This is a genomic window from Streptomyces sp. NBC_01320 (assembly GCF_035974375.1).
In the GTDB taxonomy this organism is placed as follows: Bacteria; Actinomycetota; Actinomycetes; order Streptomycetales; family Streptomycetaceae; genus Streptomyces; species Streptomyces yanii.
Genome location: NZ_CP108390.1, coordinates 1,527,247 through 1,551,828 on the forward strand (window position 1 = coordinate 1,527,247; position 24,582 = coordinate 1,551,828).

Consider the following 24,582-nt stretch of genomic DNA (forward strand, 5'->3'; position numbering starts at 1 on the left):
CTCTCACTGCGGTCCCGGACCAGGACGGGGTCGTCTCCGTGGTCGGCCCAGGCGGTGAGGAACTGGCTGATGGCGTTGTCCTGCCGTTTGATGAAGGTGGTCATGGTCTGCTGTGTGGCCGCACGGGGCAGGTACATGCTGACCTGTGCCGTTCAGAAACTCATCGCTGCTGGTCAAGCTGAGAAGGCTCATCACGCACTCGGCCACAAGGTCGAGATCATGTCGACGGAGGAAGACGGCCCCGCCCTCTTCCAGAAAGGCACGAGCCCATCCCGCCATGCCAGGACTCCAATGCGCGGACCGCCGTCCCAGTATGGTCGCGTAGAAGGCGAGATGAGTCAGGTCGTACATGCCCTGCACGGACTCGCCCGGCGGCCCGGCCGCGCCCGACAGCTCGGCCAGTCGCGTCCACGTCGCCTCCCTGCAGTCCCCCAAGCCCGCCACGTCACAGGCGAAGGCCACGTCCACCTCCAGATGTCCCGTGCGGCCTGCTCCCTCGGAGAGCAAGGCCCTCACCAGCGCGTGGTTGTCGAACCTGCGCCGTGTGATCGTTTCAAGTGCCGGGAACGGCAAAAGCAGAGCACGCGCGTGGGCCGATCGCGTGGCGGCGAGCGAGCGGAGAACGTACTTCTCCTTGCGGTGCAGATCAGCCCAGAGGACGTCGGCGACGCCGTGGGCCCAGCGCGCGTACACGTCGCCTGAGGCTCCCGAGGAAAGAGGGCGGGTCAGACCGAGGAGGACGATCGTGAATTCCGCAACTCTTATGAGCCCGTCGAGCCGGTGCGTGTCGGTGCAGAAGTCCGGCACATGCTGTTCCAGCCACTGACAAAGACGACGTGCCGCACGCATGCTGCCATCCATCGCGGCCCTCTACCCTCACAAGGCATTCACCGGTACCGCCACAGACGCGGCGTCAGTTCCGGCGGGGGTCGTGCCGGCGTCCTGCGCCACGCAGCCATCGTGGGAACGGGAACATCTTGTTGAGCAGATCCCTACGGTGGCGACAGCCGCACCCCGGGCCGGGTTCGATTCCCAGCGCCCTTGCGGCCAGGGCGACCATGTCTCCCAGCCCGGTCATCGCGCGTGGTCGTCCCGTGCTCGGTCAGCCCACTTGGTGCAGCGTGACGATCCAGGTCCACAGGTCTGCGGTGTCCGCGTGACGGACCTGCGGAGCGGTCCAGCCGAGGGTCTGCTTCATCAGCCGGAACGTGTGCTTCAGGTCGAAGCGTCGGAGGAACGACTGCCACCAGCGGTCCACGTCCGCGGGTGTGACGCCGGTGGCCGAGCACCATAGCCAGACTGGTTTCGGGTCGCGGTTGCCCGGCAGGCGCTCGACCTTCAGCCGGATCAACGTGCCGTGAAAGATGGGCAGTTCCTCCTCCGCGTGCTCCAGCCAGGGGCTGCGGTGGGCGAGTCTGGGGTGCATCCGGTCCCAGGCGATCGCCTCGGCTGTGCCGTAGCGCGTGGTGTCTGTGCTCGTGGTGACGTCGGGCTGGTGCCAGGTGTCGCACTCACCGGACGCCCGGCACCCGCCATTCGCAGAAGGTGGAGCGGCACCTACGCACAACGCACCGATGGTGAGCTTTTCCTCCGACACGAGATCGAAGACAACGTCCTCCTGGCCACCGGCATCGGCGGACGAGGAATGGGCACGGTACCAGCCATCGCCGAAGACACCTTCAACCTCATATGCGGCACACCAGAGCCTCGCAGCGCATAGTCCCCCGCTACTGCGATCGGAGCAGGCCGTCCAGCCCTCGGGACCCCTGGTTCGTCATCGCTGAAATGGGTGGCTCTGAGGCATCTGGGCCGGTCGACGCGGTTGGCCGTGTTGGGGTAGGAGGGGTGAGCGAGCGCAAGCCGAACCCCAGCGACTTATCCGCCGAGCGTTGGGCCTTGATCGAGCCGGTGACGTGCGGACGCGGTCGAGGTACGAGCTCGTTATCCGCGATGCGCGCCCGGGCCTACCGTTCTGGCGCGAGTGCCGCAGTGACGGCGGCCTCGGCGTGCAGGCGGGTGGTGGCGAAGATGGGAACAGGGCTGTGTTCCGGGGCGATGAGGAGCTCGATCTCGGTGCAACCGAGGATGATGCCCTCCGCTCCAGAGGCCACCAGCCGGCTAATCACCTCACCGTAGGTCGCTCGGGACTCCTCCCGGATGATGCCCAGACACAGCTCCTCGTAGATCACCCGATGGACGACGGCCCGGTCGTCTTCGTCGGGAACGAGGACCCTGAGGCCGTGGCTGGCGAGGCGGTTGCGGTAGAAGTCCTGCTCCATGGTGAAGGCGGTGCCCAGCAATCCCACGCGGCGCAGACCTGCGGTACGCACCGTCGTCGCCGTCGCGTCGGCCAGATGCAGCAACGGAATGTCGACCGTCGCCGCCACTTGGTCTGCGACCTTGTGCATGGTGTTGGTGCAGATCAGCAACAGGTCTGCGCCAGCGGCCTGCAGGGACCGGGCGGCGTCGGCGAGTACTTCGCCCGCCTTGTCCCAGTGCCCGGCCACCTGCAGCCGCTCGATCTCGGCGAAGTCGACCGAGTACAGCACGCACTTGGCCGAGTGGAGGCCACCCAGCCGCTCCCGGGCGAACTCGTTGAGCAGCCGGTAGTACTCGGCCGTCGACTCCCAGCTCATGCCGCCGATCAACCCAATGGTCTTCATCGGGTTACCCTCGCACATCCTTCGTAGGCCACCGCGCAGAGGATCCGAGTGACAGCAACGGTGGCTTTTGTGGTCGGGTAGTGTTTCGTGATCCTGATCGTGTCAGTTTGAGTTGTTATTGACGAGTTTCTTCATGTTGGTCTGGGCGAAGCGGACCTTCGCGAGGATCTCCTCGGCGGATGTGGTCCAGGTGAACGGACTCGCGTGCTCATTCCAGGAGTTGATGTAGTCGCGGATCTGCTTGACCAGGACGTTGACGCTGGAGAACGTGCCGTGGCGAATGGACTGCCGTGTGAGGATCCCGAACCAGATTTCGATCTGGTTCAACCACGAGGAACCGACGGGAGTGAAATGGAAGCGGATGTGCGGGTTCTCCTCCCGGTGGGCGGGCGCGATCACCAAGGGCACCCACGACCAGTACGCTCTCGCCCGTCGCGGCCAGTTCGCCTACCCGGACACGCTCGCCGAAGGCATCCGCATGCTCCTCCACCGTCTGTCCCCCCTGTCGGGGAAAAGGGCACCAAGGGGAAGCCGGGCGGGTACCGGTCGCAGGGCGAGTGGTTAGGAGCGGCGCGGCATTCTGCTGGTGAACCCGGGCGGGCCCGGTGGCCCTGGGCCGGCGTACGCCGTCACCAAACGGGCCAAGTTGCGCGAGCGCGTGCGCCGCTCGCACGACGTCATCGGCTTCGACCCGCGCGGCACCGGGCGGAGCGCGCCCGCGAGCTGTGACCCTATGGGCGGCCTTTTCGACAGCCCCGGAGCGGAACCAGTACCGTCCGGCCACACCGCGGAAGGGGCGTCCCTCGACTCGTTGAGGCGTATGGCGGACGACTGCGCGGCCGGCGTCGGCGACGCGCTGGCGCATCTGTCGACCACTCAGACCGCCCGGGACATGGACGCCACCCGCTCCGCACTCGGCGAACGGCGGATCGGCTTCCTGGGCGTCTCCTACGGCAGCTGCCTCGGCGCCATCTATGCCGCACTGTTCCCGCAGCACGTCGGCCGTATGGTGCTCGACAGCGTCGTCGGCCCCGGGAAGTGGTACGACTTCGACCTGCGGCAGAGCCGGGCACTGCTGCGCCAGCGCGAGGTTCTTCATCTGGGTCGCCCGGTACGAAGAGCGCTTCGGTCTCGGCGGTAGCACCGTCCGGGTCCGTGACGGCTATCGTCAGGCGCGCCGAGGACTCGCAGCCCGTCCGGTGAACGGCTTCGGTCCTGCCGAGTTCGACCGTGCCGTGTACCGAGCGCTTGGCCGCACGGAACGCTGGGAGGGCCTCGCGGCAGGCATCCAAGCGTACCTGCACGACGGCAGCACCGAACTCCTGCGCCCCGCCGCTCCCTTCGATGGCGCAGTAGCACGCACCTATGAGTCCGCGAACCGCGTCGTGAAGTGCGCGGACGGGGCCCGACCCGACGCCGGGTCGGGTCACGAAGGCGGTCTCCTCGCCGAGCCCGGCGGCGCGGCAGCGGTCGGGATCGGAGGTCCAGGAGCGCGGGACGTACAGCTCCCGGTCCACCACGGCGTGCCCGCGCTGGCCGGCGTAGACCAGGCAGACAGCTACTTGGGCATTCTCGATCCTGCCGGCGGTGCCGGTGTACTGGCGCTGGACGCCGACCGTGCCAGTGCCCTTCTTCACGTCGCCGGTCTCGTCGACCACCAGCACCGCCCGCTCGTCGTCCAGGTGCTCCACCGCGTAGCCCCGCACATCGTCACGGACGGCGTCGGCGTCCCACTTGGCCCGGCTGAGCAGGTGGTGCATGCCGTTCGGGGTGGACTCCCCGGCCCACTCGGCGATGGTCCAGCAGTTGTTGCGCGGCAGGTCCGACAGGAGTCCGAGTACCAGCCGCCTGGCCCAACGCCGTAACTCCACCCGTGCGAACTGGCCTGCGATCCGGCCCATCAGTCCCTCGAAGGACTCCAGCCAACGGACGGGGTCTACGCTGTGACCTGCGGCCACCGCATGATCTTCAGTCTTCACACACCGATGATCAACGGTGGCCGCACCCACTCCTGCCAGCAGGGTGACAGTCCTATCGTCGAAGGAGATCCGGTGCTGGGACTGCTGGGCTTCTATGTCGAACTCGACGGCCACCCCGGTCAGCCGAACGGATCCCCACGCGATGCCGTCCGGCCTCTCGGTGAACCGGATGAGACGGACCTGGTGGCCTACCTGGACGGTGGCCACGTGCTCATCGACGTCTTGGAAGCGGGCCACGACGTCCTCACCAGGAGCCCGCACCGCCACTCCTCGGGATGCTCATCGCTGGTCACCGACGGCACATGGCTCTGGCGTCAGGACTTCCCGCACTACGTTGAAACGCACCACGTCCACCTCCCCGAAGCCTTCATCGCCCACGCGCGAAGCCTGAACTATCAGATGCCGCCTCTGATCACCGCGCAGTTCGCCCCCCACTACAACGAGGCGATGCCCCTCGTCGGCTGGGCCTCGGCCCTGGCTTTGTTCACCGGCGACGGCGCCGCCACCACCACCGACCGCGTGGCCCTGTAGCCAGCGTCTTTGTCCTCGGTCTGCCAGGAGGCGTTGCCGTCCGGATGGCGGCCATCCCCTCCAGAGACCGGGCGCTGCTGTTCGTCGTCGTGAGCATCCGAGACGCGCCGGCCGCCGCGGTGCCTCCCAAACTGCTGACGAAACGCTGCTCGTCGTCGCGTACAGAGCCACTCTTCGTCTACCGGTGGTGAAGGGCGTTCACGCCGACCGAGTCTCGCGCGCCCCGCATGAACGCCGTCAGCTCTCCGGTCCGTCGCCGGTCCGCCGGAGGGCGGCCTGTGCCGAGGCGAGGCGTTCGGATTCGTTGCGGCCCGTGGTCCTGTCGCCCGCGACGTCGTCGGCCCAGCCCAGCAGCCGGTGCAGCTGTGGGTCGGTCGAGGACGCGGCGATGCGGGGCTCGCCGACGACGACCTCTCCGCTCGTTCCGTCAACGGCGATGAGAGTGCCTTCGGGCAGGGTGCGTCCGCCTGCCCGGACGCAGCCGTCGGCGGCGTCGACGGTGAGGTTCGCGGCACCCACGACGGCGGGTTTCCCCATCGACCGCGCCACCACGGCCGCATGACTCGTCGGGCCGCCGCGAGCGGTGACCACCCCGGCGGCGGCGGCCAGGCCGTGCATGTCGAGCGGGGAGGTTTCGGGGCGCAGCAGGACGACCGGCCCTCCCGCGGCGAGCCGGGCCGCGCTGTCGGCGGTGGTCGCCACTTGGCCGACAGCGACTCCCGGGGAGGCGCCCAGCCCTCGGGTGAACAGGTCGCGGGGTTCGATCGCCGTGATCCGAGGCGTACGTACGTGGGTGAGGTACTGCGGTGAAACGCGGAGCAGCGCCTCGTCGCGCCCGATCGTTCCCGCGTCGGCTAGGTCGACCGCGACCCGGGCTGCGGCGCGCCCGACGAACCGCCCGGGGCGCACCTGCAGGATCCACAGTTCGCCCGCCTCGAAGGTGAACTCGACGTAGCACGCGTCGCGGTAGTTCTCCTCGAGCCGGGTCAGGGCGGACAGCAGGCGGGTCCACACCTCGGGTTCCCGGTCGGCCAGTTCGCTCAGGGGCTCGGTCAGTGACGAGCCCGAGACGACGTCTTCGCCTTGGCGGCCGAACAGGGCCTCACCGAAGGGGACATGCTCGCCGGTGTTGGGATCACGGCTGAACGCGACGCCCGTCCCGCTGCGTTGGTCACGATTGCCGAACACCATCGCCTGTACGGTCACGGCGGTGCCGAGGTCGTGCGGGATGCCGTGCAGTTCGCGGTAGGTCGTCGCGCGCGGTGTGTTCCACGACGCGAACACGGCCTCGACGGCGAGCTCCAACTGGCGGGTGGCGTCCTCGGGCACGCTGTCGCCGCTGCGTTCTGCGATGAGCTGCTCGACGTCCTGGATCGCCTCGGCGAGGCGGCTCGTGTCGGTGTCCTGTCCGGCGAGCGCACGGTCGATGCCCGCCAGGCTCTCCGGGCCCACGCCGGCGACCTCGGAGGCGAAGCTGGTCAGAAACCTCAGCCGCGAGTCGAGTGCGAACCGCAGGTCGCCCGTCTCGTCGGCCAGGGTGGTGGTCGCCTCGGTGGTGAGCCCGAGGTTGAGGACGGTGCTCATCATGCCGGGCATCGACACGCTGCCGCCGGAGCGGACGGACACCGCAAGCGGCCGCCGTGGACCGCCGAGCCTGCGGTGCGTGGCGGCTTCGAGGCCGGCGACAGCGGCCGCCAGTTCGGCGTCGAGGCCGCTGGGCAGCCGTCCGGTACGGAGGAAGGCGCGGCACGCCTCCGTGCTGATGACGAAGCCCGGCGGCACGGGCAGTCCCAGACGGCGGAGCACGACGAGACCGAGTGCCTTGCCGCCGAGGACTTCCGCCGTCTCCTCGACCTCAGCCGAAATCGGGTGAATCCAGTTCATCGCGTGGTCATCTCTGCGTCGCCTTTGATGGTGCGGCTGCGGGTCCTGCGCCATGCGCGGGGTGGTGGGCGGCGGATTCAATGGCGCGGGATGCCGAGGGTGGCCAGCAGATCCTCGTGCAACTGGAACCACACGGTGTGATATGAGGACGTGCTGTCCGTCACGTACTCCAGAGCGCCGGCCCTCGCCCGGGCCAGCGCGTCGGCGAGCCGGACGGGGTAGCGCTGGAAGCGGAGCAGCGCCGCGGACAGCTCGGCGCAGAGGGGCTCGGCACGCTGGTGGAACTCCGTGAACCGGTCGAGCACCCGGCCGTCGTAGGAGGGGTCGCTGTGATCGTTCATCGTCATGAAGCCGTCTACGGTGCGGGTCTGCCATGCCGTGCAGAGATCGAGCAGCTCGGGGTTGAGCACCAGGAACCGGTCGAACGCCGCGGTCAGTCGGGCCCGGGCTCCGGCTTCCTCCAACTCGTCGGCGATCCGCTCGGCGTCCGCGGCTCGGCCCTCCTCCGTAAGGCCCCATCCGCCGAAGTCGCCCGCGGCATAGGTGACAAGTCCGGCCACGGCGAGGTCGATCAGTTCCGATTCGACGTCGGACTCGGGGAGTCCCGACACCCTGGCCACCCCGGAGAGGCCGGAGAAGCCGATGCAGCGGAGGGTGTGAAGCACCAGCAGGTCGGTGCTGGTCGCGTGGGACGAAACAGGCTGGGTCATGGCGCGGCCCCATCGGGTGTGGTGCGGGAGACATCTGCGGTCGTGAGATCGAAGGTGGCCGCTCCATGGGCGGCACCGGGTCCTTGGGCTCGGGTGACGATCGTGCCATGCTGCACGCGTACCGCGTACTCGGTGGCGTCGTCGGCATCCGGTACGCCGACGGCCGACGCCAGCAGACCGCGCTCGTCCAGGACGAGGCGGAGACGTGGCCAGGCGCCGGGTTCGAACACGCGCCGCAGGCACCGGGCGAAGTCACCGGCCCTCAGCTGTACAAGGCGGCCGGTCTCGGCCGGGTCCGCCGTCGTGACGACCACGGTGATCCGGTCGCCGGTCCGTGCGGCGCGGACAGCCTCCTCGGCGGCTTTCAGGCGGTTGGTGCCGAGGAGCGTGATCACCCCGTCCGCGGCGAAGCCGACGGGGCGGTGCGTGATGAGATCCTGCAGCTCCTGCGGCGGGGACCAGCGGTCCCGACAGGCTCGGGCCGGCGGGACGTAGGGCAGGTGCGGAGGGTTGTGAGCTGCTGTCGGTTTACTGAGTCGAAGTGAGTGGTGGTGAGCAGGAGTGAGTCCTGGCGGTGCATTCGCGGGGGTGGGAACGGGGGTTCTGGGGCCGAATGGGTGACCTTGGTGGCTGCTGCTCGTTGGGTCTGGTGGCAGGTGTCCGGCCGGGGAGGGGGTGATGTGGTGGGTGGTCTACGGAAGCTGGCCGTGTCCTTCGTGATGCCCGGGCCTTGCGGGGTGGCGGTCCGGGATCGTCTGGGGCACCTGACCGTCGAGGACGAGAGGGTGCTGCGTGCTGTCGGTGCGCATCAAGGCGCGCTGGCTTCCGGTGATCTCAAGGCCCGCTGTGCGGATGGTCTGGAGCACGGTGCGGAGACCTGGGCGGCGCGTAAGCGGGAGCTGACCGGGGTGTCGTCGTCGCGGATCGCGGGGGCGATCACGAAGGCCACGCACGGTCAGTGGGCGCTCGCGCGCCGTTGCCAGGCAGCGCACATCCAGAAGCTGGCGGCCGGGATCAGGACGTTGCGGCACCGCCTGTCCCTCCCGCTCGGGGAGCCCGGAACGAGGCGGGCCGCGGGCGGCTACCGTTCCAAGGGCGAGTGGTTCCGCAAGTCCCGCCGCCTTGCGATGCTGGAAGCGCGGCACACGGCGGCTGTCGCCGACTGGGAGGCCGGGCGGGTCCGGGTCGTACGGGGCGGTAAGCGTCTCCTCAACACCCGCCACCACCTCACCGAGGCCCAGCTCACCGAAGACCAATGGCGGCAACGGTGGGAGGCGGGACGCTGGTTCATCGCTGCTGATGGTGAGTCGGGGAAGCGGTTCGGGAACGAGACGATCCGCGTCACCGACACTGGTGAGGTCAGCATCAGGCTGCCTGCCCCGCTCGCGCACCTGGCCAACGCCCGGCACGGCCGGTACACCCTCAGTGCCCGCATCGCGTTCGCGCACCGGGGCGCGGAGTGGGCCGACCGCATCGAAGCGAACCGGTCCGTCGCCTACCGCGTCCACCTCGACGTGGACCGTGGCCGCTGGTACCTCACCGCATCCTGGCAACGCACCGCCGTGAAGACCATCCCGTTGGAGACCGCCCGCGCCCGGGGCATGGTCGGCGTCGACACCAACGCCGACCACTTCGCCGCCTACCTTCTCGACCGGCACGGCAACCCAGTCGGTGACCCGCGGCGTTTCCCCTATGACCTGTCCGGTTCGGCCGGTCACCGCGACGCACAGATCCGCCACGCCCTGACCCGCCTGATCAGCTGGGCCAAGTCTGTCGGTGTCGCCGCGATCGGCATCGAAGACCTCGACTTCACCACCGAGAAGACCCGGGAAAAACACGGCCGCCAGAAGCGGTTCCGGCAGCTCATCTCCGGCATCCCGACCGGCAGGCTCAAGGCCCGGCTCGTCTCCATGGCCGCCGAACACGGGCTCGCGATCGTCGCGGTCGACCCCGCCTACACCAGCCTGTGGGGTGCCCAGCACTGGCAGAAACCGCTGGCCACCCCCCACCGAAAGATGTCCCGTCACGATGCCGCGGGCATCGCGATCGGTCGACGCGCCCTTGGACATCCGATCCGGCGTCGGACGGCACCGCCCCCACACGACCGGAGTGATCGTGCGGGGCATCGGACCGTCCAGGCCGGACCAGGTCACCGGGGGCGTGAGGGAACCCGCCCACCCACAACGGACCGGCCCCCTGGAGGACCGTCGCCGAGCGGGAAGCGAACGCGGGAACCCAGCGCATCCAACACCGTTCGGGATGCGCCCAGTACGCAACAGTGGGTCCAAGACTCACTTACGCACACTGGTTAGGAACGGTTCCAGGTGTCGGCGAGGGCGAGCCCGCCCAGATGCGCGCAGGCCTGAACGACGTCGAAGGGGTCGCCGAAGCCGAGCGCCGGATCCGCCGAGGCACCCGGGCCCTCCAGCAGCCTCAGGACCAGCTGGGCCCGCCGGACTTGGCGCACGGACGGGGCGTCGGCGGGCGCGTGCGACTCGAGCGCGAGTGCCAGCAGCAGAGCCTCGAGGTGGGTCACCTGTCCGAACGCGTCGCGGATCGGTTCGTTGTCGAGAACCCCGGCCGGCGGGCGGAGATTCACCCGGCCGAAGGAGAGGGTGCCGTCGGCCAGGGGCATTCGTTCGAGCCAGGTCCGGACGAATGCGCCCAACGCGTCGGCCTCGGATCCCGCAGACGGTGTCCGAGGCTGCGGGACCGCGCTGGTGGCGTCAGACTCCGCGATGGCGTTCTGCTCCGTCGTGCCGCTCCGCTCCGCGGTGCCGCTGTGCTCAGCCGTGGCGGCACGCTCGACCATGTAGACCAGCACCGCCACATAGAGAGCGCGTTTGCTCGGGAAGTTCGAACACCGCGCCACGCGTCAGCTCGGCCTGCTCGGCGATCTCGTCCACCTTTGCCGCCGCGTAGCCGCGCTCGGTGAACTCCGCCTTCGTCACGGCGAGTACGGCCGCGCGCGTGCGCTCCTGCTGCCCTACGACCTGCAGCGACGCATTTCTGAACGGCACACGATGAGTACGGGTTCGATCAGCTCCCAGCGTTCGCCGGACAGGTCGCTGGGATACCCATCGCGCGGAGTCATGTTTCCGGTGAACCGCACGGCGGGCGGCGATGGTGTCCCGCCGAGTGGTGTACCAGCGATCACCTCTCAGGCCCCGCCTGCACCAGCTCCCTGGTCCACGCGACGCACAGACTCAGCAAGATCGCGCCACCGCACCACTGCGCGGGACGTGATCCAGGACGTCGCCCGCCGGTGGCGGGCGAGATCTCTCCTGCCTCGGTGAAACGGCCGAGAATAGGTTGGGCTGGCCCCCGACCGGGCTGGGGCCCTGATCCCTAGCCAGCCGTCATCGAGGCCGGTTCGGGGGTGATGGCGGGTGTCTTGGTCATCAGCGTGATGAGGTCGAAGGCGACGGTCGCGGCGGCCACGCAGGTGATCTCGGCGTGGTCGTACGCCGGCGCGGTCTCCACGACGTCGGCGCCGACGATGTTCAAGCCGTCGAGCGCACGCAGCATGCGCAGCAGTTCGCGGCTGTTGAGTCCACCCATCTCCGGTGTGCCGGTGCCCGGCGCGAACGCGGGGTCTAGGACGTCGATGTCGACCGACACGTAGACAGGGGCATCGCCCACGCGTCGGCGCACGACGTCCACAGCGCCCTCGATCCCGAGCACGTCGAGGTCACCGGCGCGGATCACCCGGAAGCCGAAGGAGGCGTCATCTACCAGGTCGAGCCGGTCGTAGATGGGACCGCGGATACCGATGTGGATCGACTTGTCCTCAGCGAGCAGACCGTCCTCGAAAGCCCGACGGAACACCGTGCCGTGGGTGGTCGGCGCGTTGAAGTAGGTGTCCCAGGTGTCGAGGTGAGCGTCGAAGTGGACCAGTGCGATCGGCCCGTACTTCTCCCCCGCGGCCCGCAGCATCGGCAGCGCGACCGTGTGGTCACCGCCGATCGTGACCAGGCGGCGGTCGCGCTCACCGACTACCTCGCGAGCTGCCTGCTCGATCTGTTGCATCGCATCGTCGATGGAGTAGGGCGTGCACGGAACGTCGCCGGCGTCGACGACCTGCAGCTGCTCCAACGGCGCGGTGTCGAGCTCGACGTGGAAACGCGGGCGCAGGTGACGCGATGCCTGGCGGACGCCCATCGGGCCGAAGCGCGCCCCCGGTCGATACGAGGTACCGCCGTCGAATGGAACGCCGAGGACGGCGATGTCGTAGTCCGGTACCGCGTCGATGGTCGGGATTCGGGCGAAGGTGCTCGCCCCGGCAAATCGCGGTACTACGGTGGCCTCAAGGGCACCGATCGGATCGTGGTTACTCATCGCTGGTGGCTCCGATCAGGGTGTTCGGGACGGTGACGGTTGCGGCGCGTCCTGCACGTGCCTTGCGCCGTTCGACGGCATTGACCGTGAAGTAGTAGAGCGGTGAGACGATGACCAACCCGGCTATGAAGGAGATGTCGGTGTTGTTGAGCGCCTTGGCGATCGGGCCGGTGTAGTACGTGCCGATCACCATGAAGGGGATCTGGACGCCAACGCCCACGAGGTAGCAGATGACGGCGGGCCAGTTCACCAGCCCGTATCGGCCGCCGTCGGCGCGGAAGAAGTCGCCGACCTCGTAGTCGCCGTGCCGGACCAGGTAGAAGTCGACCAGATTGACCGCGGTCCACGGCACGAGCGAACCGAGGAGCAGTGTCAGGAAGTTGTTGTAGACGTGCACGAAGTGGGTGCCGATCGTCAGGGCGACCGTCAGTGAGAGGGCAACCAGCACAATGGCGATGACAGCCCGCTCACGGCTGCGTGCCGTGAACCGCGGAGCGAAGGTCTGCACGATAGTGATCGTGCACAGCGTGCTGCAGTACAGATTCATTGCGTTGGTCGCAGCCACACCAATGCTGAACACGGCGACCACGAGCACGCTGATCCCGGCCGTAGCCTTGGCGAGCGCAACCACGGGGTCGGCGGTGGGCATCAGCACCCCGATGCCGGCGCCGAGGAACATCGGAAGGATGGAGCCGATCGTGGTGCCCCAATAGCTCATCCAGAAGGCCGGCTTGGAGCCGGTCTCGGCCGGCAGGTAACGCGAGTAGTCCGAGACGTACGGTGCGTACGCGATCTGCCACACCGCGGATGCCGAGACCGTGCCCATGAATCCCGCCAGGGTCGCTCCGCCGCTGTGGAAGAAGTGCGGCGGGACGTGATGCACGCCGAATGCCCAGATGAGCGCGAGGATCAGGGCCAGTCCGGACGCGATGGTCATGATGCGCGCGTAGGCGTGGATCAGCGAATAGCCCCAGATCGCCGCCGCTAGGCTGGTGATCGCGAGTACGACGGTGCCGCCCGACTTGCCGAGAGCGGGGATGACCGAGGCCAATGACTCGCCGCCGAAGACGAGGATCGAGGTGAAGAAGCCGAGGTACATGCAGACCACGACGGCGACGATGAGCACCGAGCCCCAGGCGCCGAACTGGCCTTTTGTCTGCACCATCTGGGGGACGCCGAGCCTGGGCCCCTGCGCCGAATGGAGCGCCATGAAGATCGCACCGAACAGGTTGCCGATCACGATCGCCAACGCCGCCGACCATACGGGCTGGCCGAACACGGTGGTGGCGAGGGCACCGGTGACGATGCTCAGCACCATGATGTTCGTGCCGAACCAGATGGTGAACATGTCGCGGCTGCGGCCGTGTCGCTGATCCGGCGGAATCTGCTGGATGGTGGACTCTTCGATGTCGGCGCCCGAGGAGCGGCGCTCTTCGCGCAGTTGAGTCATCTCGTCATCTCTCAGCTCTGGGCCCTAGCGGGACCGGTTCACCATGACGTGCTTGGTCCGCGAGTAGTCGTCGAGCGCGTACGAGGACAGGTCACGGCCGTACCCGGAGGTCTTGAAGCCGCCCCACGGCATCTCCGTTGCGAACGCGAGGTGGTCGTTGACCCAGACCGTGCCGAAGTCCAGGCGGGTCGGCAGGTCTGCTGCGCGCCGCGCGCTCTCGGTCCAGACCGAGGCCGACAGCCCGTACGGCGTGCCGTTCGCGGCCGCGACCGCGGTGTCCTCGTCGGTGAATGGCTCGACCGTGACCACCGGGCCGAAGATCTCCTCCCGGGTGCACTCGGCCCCCTCCGGAACGTCCACGAGCACGGTCGGCAGGACGAAGTAGCCGTCACGGTCAGGCGCGCCGCCACCGGCCGCTGCGCGCGCACCCTCGGCGTACGCCCGGTCGAGCGCCGCGAGCACGCGGTCGCGGTGATCCTTCGAGACCAGCGGACCCATCTCGACCTTGTCACCGTCAGCGGGGTCGCCCACGACCATTGCCTCGACTCGCGTGACCAGGCGGGCGATCAGGTCGTCGTGGACGGATGCCTCGACGAGCACCCGACAGGCCGCGCCGCAGTCCTGACCGGAGTTGCCGAATCCCGCGAGAATGACACCGTCGGCAACGGCGTCGAGGTCGGCATCGGCGAAGACCAGTACGGGCGCCTTGCCTCCGAGTTCGAGGTGCACCCGCTTGAGCGAGTCGGCAGCAGCGCGAGCAACGGCCCGGCCACTGCGCACGCTGCCGGTGACCGACACCAGCGCGATGTGGGGGTGAGTCGCCAGCGCCTGGCCGACGACGGCTCCGTCACCGGTGACGATGTTCAGTACGCCGGCCGGAAGCACGTCGGTGAGCAACTCGGCCAGTCGCAGGGTGCTCAGCGGCGTCTGTTCCGAGGGCTTGAGCACACACGTGTTGCCGGCCGCGAGAATCGGTCCCAGTTTCCAGGCCGCCATCAGCAGCGGGTAGTTCCATGGCGTGATCGCACCGACCACGCCGACGGGCTCGCGGACGATCATCGACGTTCGGCCCTCGACGTACTCCCCCGCACTCACGCCGAGTTGGGCGCGAGCAGCGCCGGCCATGAACTGGAAGGTGTCGATGGTCCCGGCGACGTCGGAGGCCGCGAGTTCCTTGGGCTTGCCGGCGTTCCGGGACTCGATGTCGGCCAGCTCTTGAGCGTGCGCCTCGATCATGGCTGCTGCCGCGAGCAGTACGTCGGCGCGTTCCTTGGGTGTCTTGCGACCCCACGCATTCGAGGCCGCTTTGGCGGCGGCGACAGCACGGTCGACGTCCGCCGCCGTGCCGCGCCGTGCGTAGGCGATGACCTCGCCGGTCGCGGGGTTGACCACCTCTTGGGTGGGCTCGCCGGTTCCCTCCCACGGGTCGCCGTCGATGAAGTGCGCGAGTTCTCGCGGTTGTGTCATGGTCGGTGTCCTCGTCAGCGAAGGTCTTGGTCAGCGGTTCTGGAAGCCGCGCTCGACGACGGCCTCCAGCATGTCGACGTAGGTGTCGACGTCGTCCTGGACGGCCCGAGGGGCCGGCTCGTAGGCGAGTGCCTTCTTCACCAACGGGCTCTGGAAGTAGGCGCCTGCGGTGAGCAGAGTGAGCGCCTCGAACTGATCTGGGTGCTCGGTCGCGAGCTCGTCGAGCGCCGCTTCCGGGTCCTTGCCGGCACAGGCGGTGAGTGCGAGGCCGAACGCTTCGACGAGGTCTGGTCGGTATCCGAGCACCTGGTCGATGAGCGCGCCGGGCACGCCGGCTCCGGTCGCGGAGGGCATCGGGTCCGAGGCGGGGATGAGTACGTCGACGATCACCGCGAAGGTGTCGCCCTGGTCGGAATCGAGCATGCGGACTCCTCGGGAGGCAGCGATCAGGAGGCAGTGATCTGGTTGTGCCGGTCGTCGACGAGGTGGCGCATCGCTCGCAGCGCGACGGCCATGATCGTGGCCGTCGGATTGACTCCGGTCGATGTGACGAAGGTGCTGCCGTCGATGATGAACAGGTTCGGGATGTCGTGGGACCGGCCGTACTCGTCGACGACCGACGATGCCGGATCGGCGCCCATCCGCGCGGTGCCGAGCAGGTGCCACCCGCTCTCGCGAACCACGGGGATCGGGTTGATCGAGATCGCGCCTGCCGCTTCGTGCGCCTCGATCGCCCGGGCGACGTGGAAGTCGAGCATCCGCTGGGTGTTCTCGCTGATCCGGTAGCGGATCTTCGGGGCCGGGATGCCGTCCGAGTCGGTCAGCTCGGGGTCGAGGGCCACCTCGTTGTGCTCTTCGGGCAGGTCTTCGGTGGTGATCCCCCACTCGGTGTAGCGTCCGAAGGTGCTCCGTAGCCGCGCGTGGAAGGCCGAGCCGAAGCCTTCGCGCCAGTCCTGGCCCGGTTCCCACAGCGTGTGGGTGAGCGGGCCGCCCGTCGGCATCAGGTTCCACTTCGCGCCGCGGACGAAACCTCGGCTCGTGTCGGTCTCGTAGAACTGGAGTGACTGCAGGGCCTGGCCGGTCGGCCCGAGGTGAGTCTCGAGGTCGTCCTCGTAGGCGCCGTAGACCGACGCGTACGGGTGGACCATGAGCCGCTTACCCACCAGGCCGGACGAATTCGCGAGTCCGCCGGGGAATCGCGAGGACGCCGAGTTGAGAAGCAGGCGCGGAGTACCGACGCCGTTGGCGGCGAGGACGGTGACGCCGGCGGCTTGATGCCGCACCACCCCCTCACGGTCGATGTACTCGGCGCCCGTCACCAAACCCTGCCTGTTCACCGTGAGCTGCCGTACCCGAGCTCCGGTGACCAGCACCGCGCCCGCGGCGATCGCATCTCGCCAATGGGTGAAGTCGGTGCTCGCCTTGGCACCGGTCGGGCAACCCGACTCGCAGGCGCCGTACCTCAGGCAGGCGGGCCGGTTGCGGAACTTGCGGGACGCGATCGCATTCGGCGCCGGCCACCAGTGCCAGCCGAGCTTGTCCATCCCCCTGGCCGCGGCGAGGCCGTACTTTCCGATCGGCATCGGCGGCAGGGGAAAGGCGTGCGCATCGGGGTATGCCGGGTCCCCTTCGAGTCCCGAGGCGCCGATGTGGCGCGTCACCTCGTCGTAGAACGGCCGAAGGTCTTCATAGGTGAACGGCCAGTCATCGGCGACGCCGTCGAGGGTGCGCACTCGGAAGTCCGAGGGCAACGCTCTCACCCAGTGCCCGGAGAACATGATCGTGCTGCCTCCGACACCGTTGAACATGAGTGCATCGAGCGGGCTCTCCGCTGTGTTGACGGGGTAGTCCGTCTCGCGGCCGCGTACGTTCGGGTTGGGGTGCCATTGCTTGAGCCGGGACAGCTCCCACGACGGTTTGCCGCCGGTGAAATCGTCCGGCAGCGCCCACTCACCCTGCTCGAGGCAGACGACCCGGAATCCCCGACCGGCCAGCTCGAGCGCGGCGACACCACCGGATGCTCCCGCGCCGACGATGAGCACATCCACGTCGTCGGCCGCTGCTTGCACGATCACTCGACACACTCCTGACCGGCGATGACATCCGCCACTTCGGAATCCGACCGGCTCGGATCAGACGTCCGCGCCGTGGGGTGGCCCAAGACTGCCCCCGCCGTGCCCGAGCGCGCGCCATCGAAGCTGCCACATTCGTTGCCGCACGCTTTGTGCACGTGCACAAGGCGGTCGACCGGGGCCCGAAGCCGCCGCTGACGATGGAGTTGTCAGTCTGAGCCGGGTCCAGCGGCCGCGCCGTCGCCGGGCAGCAGCAGCGCCCGCGCCTGCATCGCGAGCCACAGCTCGGCGATGTGGCGGCTCTCGTTGATGCTCAGTCCGGTGATCTCTTCGACCTTGCGGATTCGGTACAGCACCGTCTGGCGGTGTACCCGCAGCACATCGGCCGTCTTCTGCCACGACCGCTGATTCGCAAGATAGGCATCGAGTGTCGCCAGCAGCGGAGTGTCGTGAACCCGTTCGTACTCGATCAGCGGCCCGAGAGCTCGCGTCACCAGGGCGGCCGCGTCATCGATACTCCCGACACCGATGAACGGAGTGGCATCCCCGTAGCTGAACGTGCGCCCCGGCATCCCGTCAGCAGCACGCAACGCCCAGTTCGCCTCGCGCAGAGCCTCCGGCATCCGCTCGACGCTTCGGATGACTCCACTGGCCCCGATCAGAGCCTGCGGCCCGAGCTCGGCCCGCATTACTTCGCTGACGTCCCCGACGTCGACGGCTATGAGGTACAGCACCCCCGAGTGGTGTGCAGCGGCATGAGGAACGGCGTTGCGCCACAAAGCGATGTGAGAGTCGCGTAGTTTGCCAACCTCGGTGGAACTGATCGCAAGGAGGCGGGCCTCCGCGACGTCCATACCGAAGCTCGTCAGCTGCCGACGACCAACTCGCGGATCGATGCGGCCTTCCATCAACTGCGCGAGCAACTCGGCACCGAGACGGCGGCGATGCTCGATCGCCACCAACGACTGGGAAAGCTCCAGGGCGACGACGGTCACGGCATGCTGCATGAGGATCGCATCAATGACGCTGCGCCTCTGGGACACGAGCACCAGCACCGCCGCACGCTGGGTCGGGATGTCCACGAGACGCATCTCCCGCCCGTCATCGAGCGGTAGGACCAACGCGCCCGCGCGCAGATCGGCTGTTCCACTGGCGATCTTGTCGAGAGCCGCCGCGAGAACCGGATCGAGGCGCTGGTCCTGGGGATACCAGGGGTCGCCCGACTCGCGGTGACAGACGTGCACGTCGCACCCCAACACCTGCGCGAGAGGCCCGCACAGCACCGACGCGCCGTCATCGCTTGCGACCATCCGCTGGACGGTGCGGTAGATGCGCTCCGTACGAACCAGGCGATCCGACTGCTCGAGCAGGTTCGCGGCGGCAACCGCCTGGGATATCGCCACGAACGGCATCGGGTAGTCGACCATCAGCACGCTGAAACGCAGGCGCTCACTCGCCGCGACGAACTCATCGGTGAGAGGCGGGCAGTACATTTTCTCACCGATCGCCAGCCCGCTGGCACCCGCGTCGTCCAACTTCTCGATCAGTGCGGCCTGCTGGCCCGGCTCCGACGGAAACGACATCCCGTTGGTCAGCAGCAGGTCGCCGCCGGTCAGCCACCGCCACGGATCCGGCAGATCGGACACGTGCGTCCACGAAACCGCCCGGTCCTTACCTTCGCTTCCGCAATAAAGATGCAGGCGCAGGTGCGGCAACTCGAGGAGATCCTCGACAGTGATCGACATGCGCTGCTCCTACCCTGTGCCGTTCGGAAACTCATCGCTGCTGGTCAAGCCGCGTATCTGTACTCAATGATGACGCCGCCCAGTACTCGGGTGCGGAGGAGTCGGTGCGCGGTCAAGTCGGTCGAGGGCGCCGGGTGCTCCTCGGCAAGGGGAGGAAGTTGTCCCCCGGCCTGGTGGGGGCGATGGCCGTTGCAGTGGAAGGCGTAGACGTCGAGCACACGTCGAGCCTGGGCTTCGTTCAGGATCAGCAGGTGATCGAGGGCCTCGCGCCGGAGTGTCCCGATGCCCCTTTCGCAGTGCGCGTTCATCCGTGGGGCCCGCGGCGCCGTCCTCAGGGTCTCGATGCCCTCGGACGCGAAGACCGCGTCGAAGGACTCGGTGTACTCGCGGTCCCGGTCGCGGACCAAGAAGCGCAGCGACTCCACGCGCAGGCCCAGGCCGACGGCGAGGCTGCGGACTTGCTGGACCGTCCACTGCGCGGTCGGATGCGCGATCACACCAGCGATGTGCAGGCGGGCCGTGCCGTGCTCGAGGAAGACCAGCGCGTAGACCCGGCGAAGACCGACCAGGTCGATGTGCAGGAAGTCGCAGGCGATGACGTCGTCGGCCTGCGCCGTCAGGAACTCTCGCCACGTCGGCCCACCTCTACGGGGAGCAGGGCCTGCTCCGGCACCAGTCAAGATCTCCCAGACCGTGGAGGCTCCGACCCGATGCCCGAGCCGCTCGAGCTCGCCTCGGATCCTGCGACACCCCCCCCACGCGGATTCTCTGCGGCCAGCCGCAGCACCAGCTCTTTGATCGCCTTCGTGGTCGGTTGCCGACCGGGCCTGCTCCGGCGCTTGCTGCAGTCCCACCGGCGCGCCACGAGCCTTCGATGCCACGCCGGCACGGTGCCCAAAGCCACCGGGGACACCTGCGCCCAACGACGCCGGGGTATCAGCGAGGACAACGCCGCGAACCACAGCCGGTCCGCCGGCCCGTAGCCCACCGGACCCGCACGTTGCCTGCACAGCACCGCGCTCTCGTGCCGCAGGACAAGAAGTCCGGCGCCCTTGGCCACCCGCCGACACAGCAGCAACACCGGGACCGACAACAGCTTCCTCATCACCCGATAGACCAGCGAGACAATCACCCGCGGCATCGTCCCACGCGACCCTGAGCGCCACCAGACCCCCTACGACCTGCAGCGACGCATTTCTGAACGGCACACAATCCCCGCACGGACATCGCGGACTCGATGTCAGGGGGCCTGCCGACCGCTGCGCAGCCGGTACCGCTGGATCTTGCCGTTGAGGGTCTTCGGGAGCTCGGGCAGGAAGGTGACGGCTCGCGGGTATTTGTAAGGCGCGATCGTGTCCTTGACGAAGGTCTGGAGTTCGGTCGCCTTCGCGTCGTCGCTCGGCACCCCTTCGCGCAGGACGACGAACGCCTTGACGATCGCGCCCCGCTCGGCGTGCGGGACTCCGACGACCGCGGTCTCGGCCACATCGGGGTGGGCGAGCAGCGCCTGCTCGACCTCGGGCGCCGCGATGTTGTACCCGGAGGAGATGATCATGTCGTCGTTGCGGGCCTGGAACCAGAAGTAGCCGTCGGCGTCGCGTAGGTAGGTGTCGCCTGTGATGTTCCAGCCGTGCTGGACGAAGACCCGCTGCCGGTCGTCGTCGGCGAGGTAGCGGCAGCCGGTGGGTCCCTGGACGGCGAGTCGGCCCGGTACGCCGTTCGGGAGCGGGTTGCCGTCGAGGTCCATGATCGCGGCGCGGAAGCCCGGGACCACGCGGCCGGTGGCGCCGGGCCGGATGCCCTCGTCAGCGGCAGAGATGAAGATGTGCAGCATCTCGGTGCCGCCGATGCCGTCGATGATGCGGACGCCGGTGGCCCGCTCGAACTCCTCCCACACCGTGACCGGAAGGTGCTCTCCGGCCGACACACAACGTCGTATGCCCTTCAGGGCGTCCTCGCGGCCCGCGGCGAGGATCGCCTTGTACGCGGTGGGGGCGGTGAACAGGACGGTGGCACCGTGCTCGGCGACCGCGTCGGCGAGTTCGCCGGGTGTGGCCCGCTCCAGCAGCAGCGTCGAGGCACCGGCACGCAGCGGGAAGACCACCAGTCCGCCGAGCCCGAAGGTGAAGCCGAGCGGCGGGGTGCCCGTGAACACGTCGTCCGGTGTGGGCCGCAGGACGTGCAGCGAGAAGGTGTCGGCGCTGGCGAGGACGTCGCGGTGGAAGTGCATGGTGGCCTTGGGCCGGCCCGTGGTGCCGGAGGTGGGGCCGAGCAGGACGACGTCGTCGGCGGCGGTGTCGACGGCGGTGAACCCGCCGCTCTTGGTGGCGGCGCGGGTGGTGAGGTCGTCCGGATCGCCGTCGGCGCCGAAGCACAGGACGGGCAGACCGTCGCCCGCCGCCGTGCGCAGGTCGTCCGCGTAACGGTGATCGCACAGGGCGAGGCTGGGGCGGGTCAGCTCGATGAGCGGTGTGAGTTCGCCGGCGCGCAGCAGCGGAACGGTGGTCACGACCACCCCGCCCGCCTTGACGACCGTGAGCCAGCATGCCACCACCCAGGGGGTGTTGGGGCCACGCAGCAGGACGCGGTTGCCCGGCACCAGACCGAGGTCCTCGGTGAGCACCTGGGCGATCCGGTCCGTGTGGCGCCGCAGATCGCCGTACGTCCAGCTCTCGGTGGGCGTGCGCAGGCAGGGGCGGTCGGGGCCGAAGCGGCGGATGGTTTCGGCGAGGAGGACCTCGGCGCAGTTCAGGCGCTCGGGGTAGCGCAGTTCGGGCAGGTCGAAGTGGAATTCCGGCCACTGGTCGGCGGGCGGCAGGTGGTCACGGCAGTACGTGTCGTGGTGCGCGGACGGCGAGAGCTGCATGGGCAGCGCCCCCTTCTGACTGGCGGTGTCCGGAGCGCGGGTTGAGGGACGAGCCGCCGCCGTGCGGGTGGGCGACGGCCCGGTGTCGTACGGTCGGAGCAGCGAGGGCCCGTGTCGTACATGCGGCGTGGGGTGGTGAATCAGACAGCTGGAAAGGGGGCGTCGGCGTAGGCGCCGGACAGCAGCCGGCCCGCGCCGGGCGGACGATGGGCACCAGGTCGCGCGGGTCGTGCGCGGCGACCTGGAGGTTGTCGGGGATCTCCAGTGCCGTCCAGTCGCCGACCTCGATGCCCTCGTTGCGGATGTAGTCGACGACGGTCTCGGTGAGCGGCCGCAGATAGGGGGCGACGAGGGTGATCGAGCGGGCGCCCATCGTGTGCAGCGCACCGACCAGTGCGCCCGCGCTGGTGACGACCGGCACGGGAGCGCCGTTCTCCCGGGTCACCGCGGTCAGGTTCCGCTCGGACGTGCGGTGGTAGCCGTGCCCCATGCTCATGATCGCGACGAGGCAGGCGTAGCCGAGCACGTCGACACGGGCGTCCGACAGCTCGGCGGCGCAGCGGGTGGAGTCGGCGTCCATGGCCGCCAGTTCCTCCTTGCGCACCTGCTTCATCCGCATTCTGCTGGAGTGGAAGGTGAACCGCTCGGGGGCGACGGTCTCCCGGGCGCGGAAGAGGGCCGGGATCTCGGTCTCCATGGTGACGTTGGAGCTCGGCACGATCTGGCCGATGCGGATGGTCTTGGGGCGTTCGCTCATCGTGCGTCCACCACCGGGTTGCGCAGGGTGCCGATCGACTCGACTGTTGCCTCAACCATATCGCCGGGGGTGAGGAACTGCTGCGGGGTGAAGCTCGCGCCCACTCCGGCCGGGGAGCCGGTGGCGATGACGTCGCCCGGCTCGAGGGTCATGCCGGCGCTGATGTCGGCGATCAGCTCGGGGATACGGAAGAGCATGTGGCGGGTGTTGCCCTTCTGCTTCACCTCGCCGTTGACGCGGAGGGACAGGTCGAGGGCGTGCGGGTCCGGTACGTCGTCGGCGGTGCGGACGGCCGGGCCGAAGGGGGCGTAGGAGTCCTGGCCCTTGGAGTAGAACCACTGCTCGGAGCGGCGCTGGTCGCGGGCGCTGATGTCGTTGACGATGCTGTAGCCGAAGACATGGTCGAGCGCGTCCTCGGGCCGCACCCTCTTCGCGGTCCTGCCGATGACGACGGCGAGCTCACACTCCCAGTCGAGCTGGGTGGTCAGGTCGCCGTCGTGCCAGATGGGCTCGCCGGGCCCGGTGACGGCAGTGGCGGGCTTGCTGAACAGCACGGGCCGCTGCGGCAGTTCCTTGTCGGTGTCGAGCGTGCGGGCCGACTCGGCGACGTGCTCGGTGTAGTTGAGGCCGACTCCGACGATCTTGCCGGGACGCAGGGGCGCCTTCAGCGTGACCTCGGCCAGCGGATGCCGCGCCGCTTCGGGCACGGGTCGGGTCAGCAGCTCGGTCAGGGCGGCGACGGCTTCGGGAGCCGCGTGGACGAGGTCCAGCACGGTCGCGGGAGCTGCCCCGAGCCCGGGGACGACGGCGCCGTACTCGGCGGTGAGCGTGGCGATGTCGATGACGGTGTCGTCGCGCTGTACGCCCAGCCGGCGCGCCTCGTCGCCGTCACGGGTGTAGCTGACCAGCAGCATGTGGACTCCTTGGAGGTGTGCGGGGTTCCGGGGTGGTTCAGGCGGTCGGCTGGTGGCCGTCGTTGGCGGTGTACGCCTCCTCGCGCCAGAAGGCGAGGGAGCGCATGACCGGGAAGTCGTTGAAGGAGAAGAGGACGGTGTCGTCGGTGCTGCTGGTGTTGGCGTGTTCGTGCCAGGCCCAGGACGGGACGCAGAAGATGTCGCCCTCCTGCCAGTCGAAGCGCTGCCCGGCGATGATCGAGTGGCCCTGGCCCTTGGCGACGTTGTAGACGACCGAGCCGGTGTGCCGGTGCGCCTTGGTGGCCTCCGAGGGGCGCAGCAGCTGGAGGTGGGCGCCCATGGTGGGCATCACGGAACCGCCGGTGAGCGGGTTGCTGTATTCGAGGATGATCCCGTCGTACGGGGAGCCGTCGCTCGCCTTGGCGGCGTTCAGCAGCGCCGGGTACGCCTGGTCCCAGGGGTAGGCGAACAGCGGGGAGTAGGGCTTGGTCCAGCCGTCCTCGAAGCCGTACGGGCGCAGCTCGCCGGCGCCGTAGGTGAGCAGCGAGGAGTTCACGATCTTCCCCTGCTCCTGGTACAGGTCCGGGTGTACCTCGTAGAAGCCCGCGTCGTGCGCGTTGACCAGTGGGATGTCCAGGCCGTCCTGCCAGATGACGGGGGCATCGTCGCCTTCGTTGCCGTGCTCGTGCCAGGCCCAGTTCGGGGTGATGGCGAAGTCGCGCGGGCCGACCTTGAGCTTCTGTCCGTCGACGATCGTCCAGGCGCCCTGCCCCTCGACGACGAAGCGCAGCGCCGCGGCCTGGTGGCGGTGCGCTGTCATGGACTCGCCGGGTCCCATGATCTGCAGTCCGGTGTAGAGCATGCCGACGGCGGCGGAGACGTCCTTGCGGCCGGGATTGACCAGCATCACGACTCGGCGACCTGCGTCATCGGCCTTGACCAGGTCGAGCGACTCCAGCACCAGCGGGCGCAGGCGCTCGTACGACCAGTGCACGGGGACCGACTTGGGCTGCGGGTACCACGGCTCGATCTCGTTGGCGACGGTCCACAGCGCTCCGGCTTCGTGCTCGGCGAGCCGCTCGTAGTACGCGCTCAGGTCCGCAGTGTCGCTGACTCGCGCCCGGCCCGGCACGTCGTCGCTGTACGTCATGTCCGCTCGGCCTCCTCGCCTCGCCGTCATCCCGTTATATTGACGGTCGTCAGGAT

The 24,582-nt window shown here is 68.7% G+C and carries 21 protein-coding genes and 3 pseudogenes; 3 read left to right on the forward strand and 21 right to left on the reverse strand.

What is annotated here, in order from left to right; all coding sequences use genetic code 11:
* Window positions 1–3: 3 nt before the first annotated feature.
* The 4 genes and pseudogenes from OG395_RS07350 to OG395_RS07365 all read right to left on the reverse strand — a co-directional run bounded on the left by OG395_RS07350 (window position 4) and on the right by OG395_RS07365 (window position 3,071).
* The gene (locus OG395_RS07350) at window positions 4–849 is read right to left on the reverse strand and encodes a DUF6895 family protein (RefSeq protein WP_327242158.1); all 846 of its coding nucleotides are present in this window, start codon (window positions 847–849) and stop codon (window positions 4–6) included.
* A gap of 274 nt (window positions 850–1,123) precedes the next feature.
* Window positions 1,124–1,501: pseudogene (locus tag OG395_RS07355) on the reverse strand (NF041680 family putative transposase); the annotation flags it as partial.
* A gap of 463 nt (window positions 1,502–1,964) precedes the next feature.
* The gene (locus tag OG395_RS07360) at window positions 1,965–2,663 is read right to left on the reverse strand and encodes an aspartate/glutamate racemase family protein (protein WP_327242159.1); all 699 of its coding nucleotides are present in this window, start codon (window positions 2,661–2,663) and stop codon (window positions 1,965–1,967) included.
* A gap of 102 nt (window positions 2,664–2,765) precedes the next feature.
* Window positions 2,766–3,071: a hypothetical protein gene (locus OG395_RS07365; RefSeq protein WP_327249761.1), complete on the reverse strand. Its 306-nt coding sequence runs from the start codon at window positions 3,069–3,071 to the stop codon at window positions 2,766–2,768.
* A 178-nt stretch (window positions 3,072–3,249) separates the two neighbouring features.
* Between OG395_RS07365 and OG395_RS07375 the strand changes: the two genes are divergently transcribed.
* A complete protein-coding gene (locus tag OG395_RS07375; RefSeq protein WP_327242160.1) occupies window positions 3,250–3,804 on the forward strand; it encodes an alpha/beta fold hydrolase in 555 nt (184 codons plus the stop codon).
* A gap of 277 nt (window positions 3,805–4,081) precedes the next feature.
* On the opposite strand, the pseudogene OG395_RS07380 reads toward OG395_RS07375, so the two are convergent.
* Window positions 4,082–4,564 (reverse strand): annotated as a pseudogene (locus OG395_RS07380) (IS701 family transposase); the annotation flags it as partial.
* A 150-nt stretch (window positions 4,565–4,714) separates the two neighbouring features.
* Between OG395_RS07380 and OG395_RS07385 the strand changes: the two are divergent.
* Complete coding sequence (locus tag OG395_RS07385) at window positions 4,715–5,173, forward strand: hypothetical protein (protein WP_327242161.1); 459 nt, start codon at window positions 4,715–4,717, stop codon at window positions 5,171–5,173.
* Window positions 5,174–5,410: 237 nt separating this feature from the next.
* Here OG395_RS07385 and OG395_RS07390 read toward each other — a convergent pair whose 3' ends face one another.
* The 3 genes from OG395_RS07390 to OG395_RS07400 all read right to left on the reverse strand — a co-directional run bounded on the left by OG395_RS07390 (window position 5,411) and on the right by OG395_RS07400 (window position 8,162).
* The gene (locus OG395_RS07390; RefSeq protein ID WP_327242162.1) at window positions 5,411–7,057 is read right to left on the reverse strand and encodes a pyruvate, phosphate dikinase; all 1,647 of its coding nucleotides are present in this window, start codon (window positions 7,055–7,057) and stop codon (window positions 5,411–5,413) included.
* Window positions 7,058–7,134: 77 nt separating this feature from the next.
* A complete protein-coding gene (locus OG395_RS07395) occupies window positions 7,135–7,767 on the reverse strand; it encodes a transcriptional regulator (protein ID WP_327242163.1) in 633 nt (210 codons plus the stop codon).
* The gene (locus OG395_RS07400; protein ID WP_327242164.1) at window positions 7,764–8,162 is read right to left on the reverse strand and encodes a hypothetical protein; all 399 of its coding nucleotides are present in this window, start codon (window positions 8,160–8,162) and stop codon (window positions 7,764–7,766) included. Before OG395_RS07400 ends, OG395_RS07395 begins: the two co-directional genes overlap by 4 nt.
* A gap of 288 nt (window positions 8,163–8,450) precedes the next feature.
* On the opposite strand from OG395_RS07400, the gene OG395_RS07405 reads away from it, so the two are divergent.
* On the forward strand, window positions 8,451–10,079 hold the full coding sequence (locus OG395_RS07405; RefSeq protein WP_327242165.1) for a transposase: 1,629 nt from the start codon (window positions 8,451–8,453) through the stop codon (window positions 10,077–10,079).
* Here OG395_RS07405 and OG395_RS07410 read toward each other — a convergent pair.
* The 13 genes and pseudogenes from OG395_RS07410 to OG395_RS07465 form a co-directional block, all read right to left on the reverse strand.
* The gene (locus OG395_RS07410; protein ID WP_327242166.1) at window positions 10,076–10,639 is read right to left on the reverse strand and encodes a hypothetical protein; all 564 of its coding nucleotides are present in this window, start codon (window positions 10,637–10,639) and stop codon (window positions 10,076–10,078) included. The two genes, OG395_RS07405 and OG395_RS07410, sit on opposite strands and share 4 nt — an antisense overlap.
* The gene (locus tag OG395_RS58160) at window positions 10,554–10,787 is read right to left on the reverse strand and encodes a TetR family transcriptional regulator (protein ID WP_442818523.1); all 234 of its coding nucleotides are present in this window, start codon (window positions 10,785–10,787) and stop codon (window positions 10,554–10,556) included. Before OG395_RS58160 ends, OG395_RS07410 begins: the two co-directional genes overlap by 86 nt.
* A gap of 328 nt (window positions 10,788–11,115) precedes the next feature.
* Entirely contained in the window at window positions 11,116–12,105 is a 990-nt protein-coding gene (gene speB, locus OG395_RS07415) for an agmatinase (protein WP_327242167.1), read from the reverse strand.
* A complete protein-coding gene (locus OG395_RS07420; RefSeq protein WP_327242168.1) occupies window positions 12,098–13,555 on the reverse strand; it encodes a purine-cytosine permease family protein in 1,458 nt (485 codons plus the stop codon). Before OG395_RS07420 ends, speB begins: the two co-directional genes overlap by 8 nt.
* Window positions 13,556–13,579: 24 nt before the next feature.
* Entirely contained in the window at window positions 13,580–15,022 is a 1,443-nt protein-coding gene (locus OG395_RS07425) for an aminobutyraldehyde dehydrogenase (RefSeq protein ID WP_327242169.1), read from the reverse strand.
* A 30-nt stretch (window positions 15,023–15,052) separates the two neighbouring features.
* A complete protein-coding gene (locus tag OG395_RS07430; RefSeq protein WP_327242170.1) occupies window positions 15,053–15,445 on the reverse strand; it encodes a hypothetical protein in 393 nt (130 codons plus the stop codon).
* Between the two features lie 23 nt (window positions 15,446–15,468).
* Window positions 15,469–17,097, reverse strand: coding sequence for a GMC family oxidoreductase (locus tag OG395_RS07435; RefSeq protein WP_327242171.1), 1,629 nt, complete (start codon window positions 17,095–17,097; stop codon window positions 15,469–15,471).
* Window positions 17,098–17,303: 206 nt separating this feature from the next.
* Complete coding sequence (locus OG395_RS07440) at window positions 17,304–18,839, reverse strand: PucR family transcriptional regulator (RefSeq protein WP_327242172.1); 1,536 nt, start codon at window positions 18,837–18,839, stop codon at window positions 17,304–17,306.
* A 44-nt stretch (window positions 18,840–18,883) separates the two neighbouring features.
* Window positions 18,884–19,971: pseudogene (locus tag OG395_RS07445) on the reverse strand (integrase core domain-containing protein).
* Window positions 19,972–20,079: 108 nt separating this feature from the next.
* The gene (locus OG395_RS07450; protein WP_327242173.1) at window positions 20,080–21,705 is read right to left on the reverse strand and encodes an AMP-binding protein; all 1,626 of its coding nucleotides are present in this window, start codon (window positions 21,703–21,705) and stop codon (window positions 20,080–20,082) included.
* A complete protein-coding gene (locus tag OG395_RS07455; protein WP_327242174.1) occupies window positions 21,662–22,462 on the reverse strand; it encodes a maleate cis-trans isomerase family protein in 801 nt (266 codons plus the stop codon). Before OG395_RS07455 ends, OG395_RS07450 begins: the two co-directional genes overlap by 44 nt.
* Complete coding sequence (locus tag OG395_RS07460; protein WP_327242175.1) at window positions 22,459–23,376, reverse strand: fumarylacetoacetate hydrolase family protein; 918 nt, start codon at window positions 23,374–23,376, stop codon at window positions 22,459–22,461. Before OG395_RS07460 ends, OG395_RS07455 begins: the two co-directional genes overlap by 4 nt.
* Before the next feature lie 37 nt (window positions 23,377–23,413).
* Window positions 23,414–24,526, reverse strand: a complete 1,113-nt coding sequence (locus tag OG395_RS07465; protein ID WP_327242176.1) for a cupin domain-containing protein — start codon at window positions 24,524–24,526, stop codon at window positions 23,414–23,416.
* Window positions 24,527–24,582: the final 56 nt, after the last annotated feature.

Bases quoted from the DNA above. Each gene is read 5' to 3' on its own strand.
- OG395_RS07465 (WP_327242176.1), bottom strand. From the start codon at position 24,526: ATGACGTACAGCGACGACGTGCCGGGCCGGGCGCGAGTCAGCGACACT.
- OG395_RS07450 (WP_327242173.1), bottom strand. From the start codon at position 21,705: ATGCAGCTCTCGCCGTCCGCGCACCACGACACGTACTGCCGTGACCAC.
- OG395_RS07430 (WP_327242170.1), bottom strand. From the start codon at position 15,445: ATGCTCGATTCCGACCAGGGCGACACCTTCGCGGTGATCGTCGACGTA.
- speB (WP_327242167.1), bottom strand. From the start codon at position 12,105: ATGAGTAACCACGATCCGATCGGTGCCCTTGAGGCCACCGTAGTACCG.
- OG395_RS07440 (WP_327242172.1), bottom strand. From the start codon at position 18,839: ATGTCGATCACTGTCGAGGATCTCCTCGAGTTGCCGCACCTGCGCCTG.
- OG395_RS07420 (WP_327242168.1), bottom strand. From the start codon at position 13,555: ATGACTCAACTGCGCGAAGAGCGCCGCTCCTCGGGCGCCGACATCGAA.
- OG395_RS07350 (WP_327242158.1), bottom strand. From the start codon at position 849: ATGCGTGCGGCACGTCGTCTTTGTCAGTGGCTGGAACAGCATGTGCCG.
- OG395_RS07395 (WP_327242163.1), bottom strand. From the start codon at position 7,767: ATGACCCAGCCTGTTTCGTCCCACGCGACCAGCACCGACCTGCTGGTG.
- OG395_RS07360 (WP_327242159.1), bottom strand. From the start codon at position 2,663: ATGAAGACCATTGGGTTGATCGGCGGCATGAGCTGGGAGTCGACGGCC.
- OG395_RS07425 (WP_327242169.1), bottom strand. From the start codon at position 15,022: ATGACACAACCGCGAGAACTCGCGCACTTCATCGACGGCGACCCGTGG.
- OG395_RS07455 (WP_327242174.1), bottom strand. From the start codon at position 22,462: ATGAGCGAACGCCCCAAGACCATCCGCATCGGCCAGATCGTGCCGAGC.
- OG395_RS07460 (WP_327242175.1), bottom strand. From the start codon at position 23,376: ATGCTGCTGGTCAGCTACACCCGTGACGGCGACGAGGCGCGCCGGCTG.
- OG395_RS07390 (WP_327242162.1), bottom strand. From the start codon at position 7,057: ATGAACTGGATTCACCCGATTTCGGCTGAGGTCGAGGAGACGGCGGAA.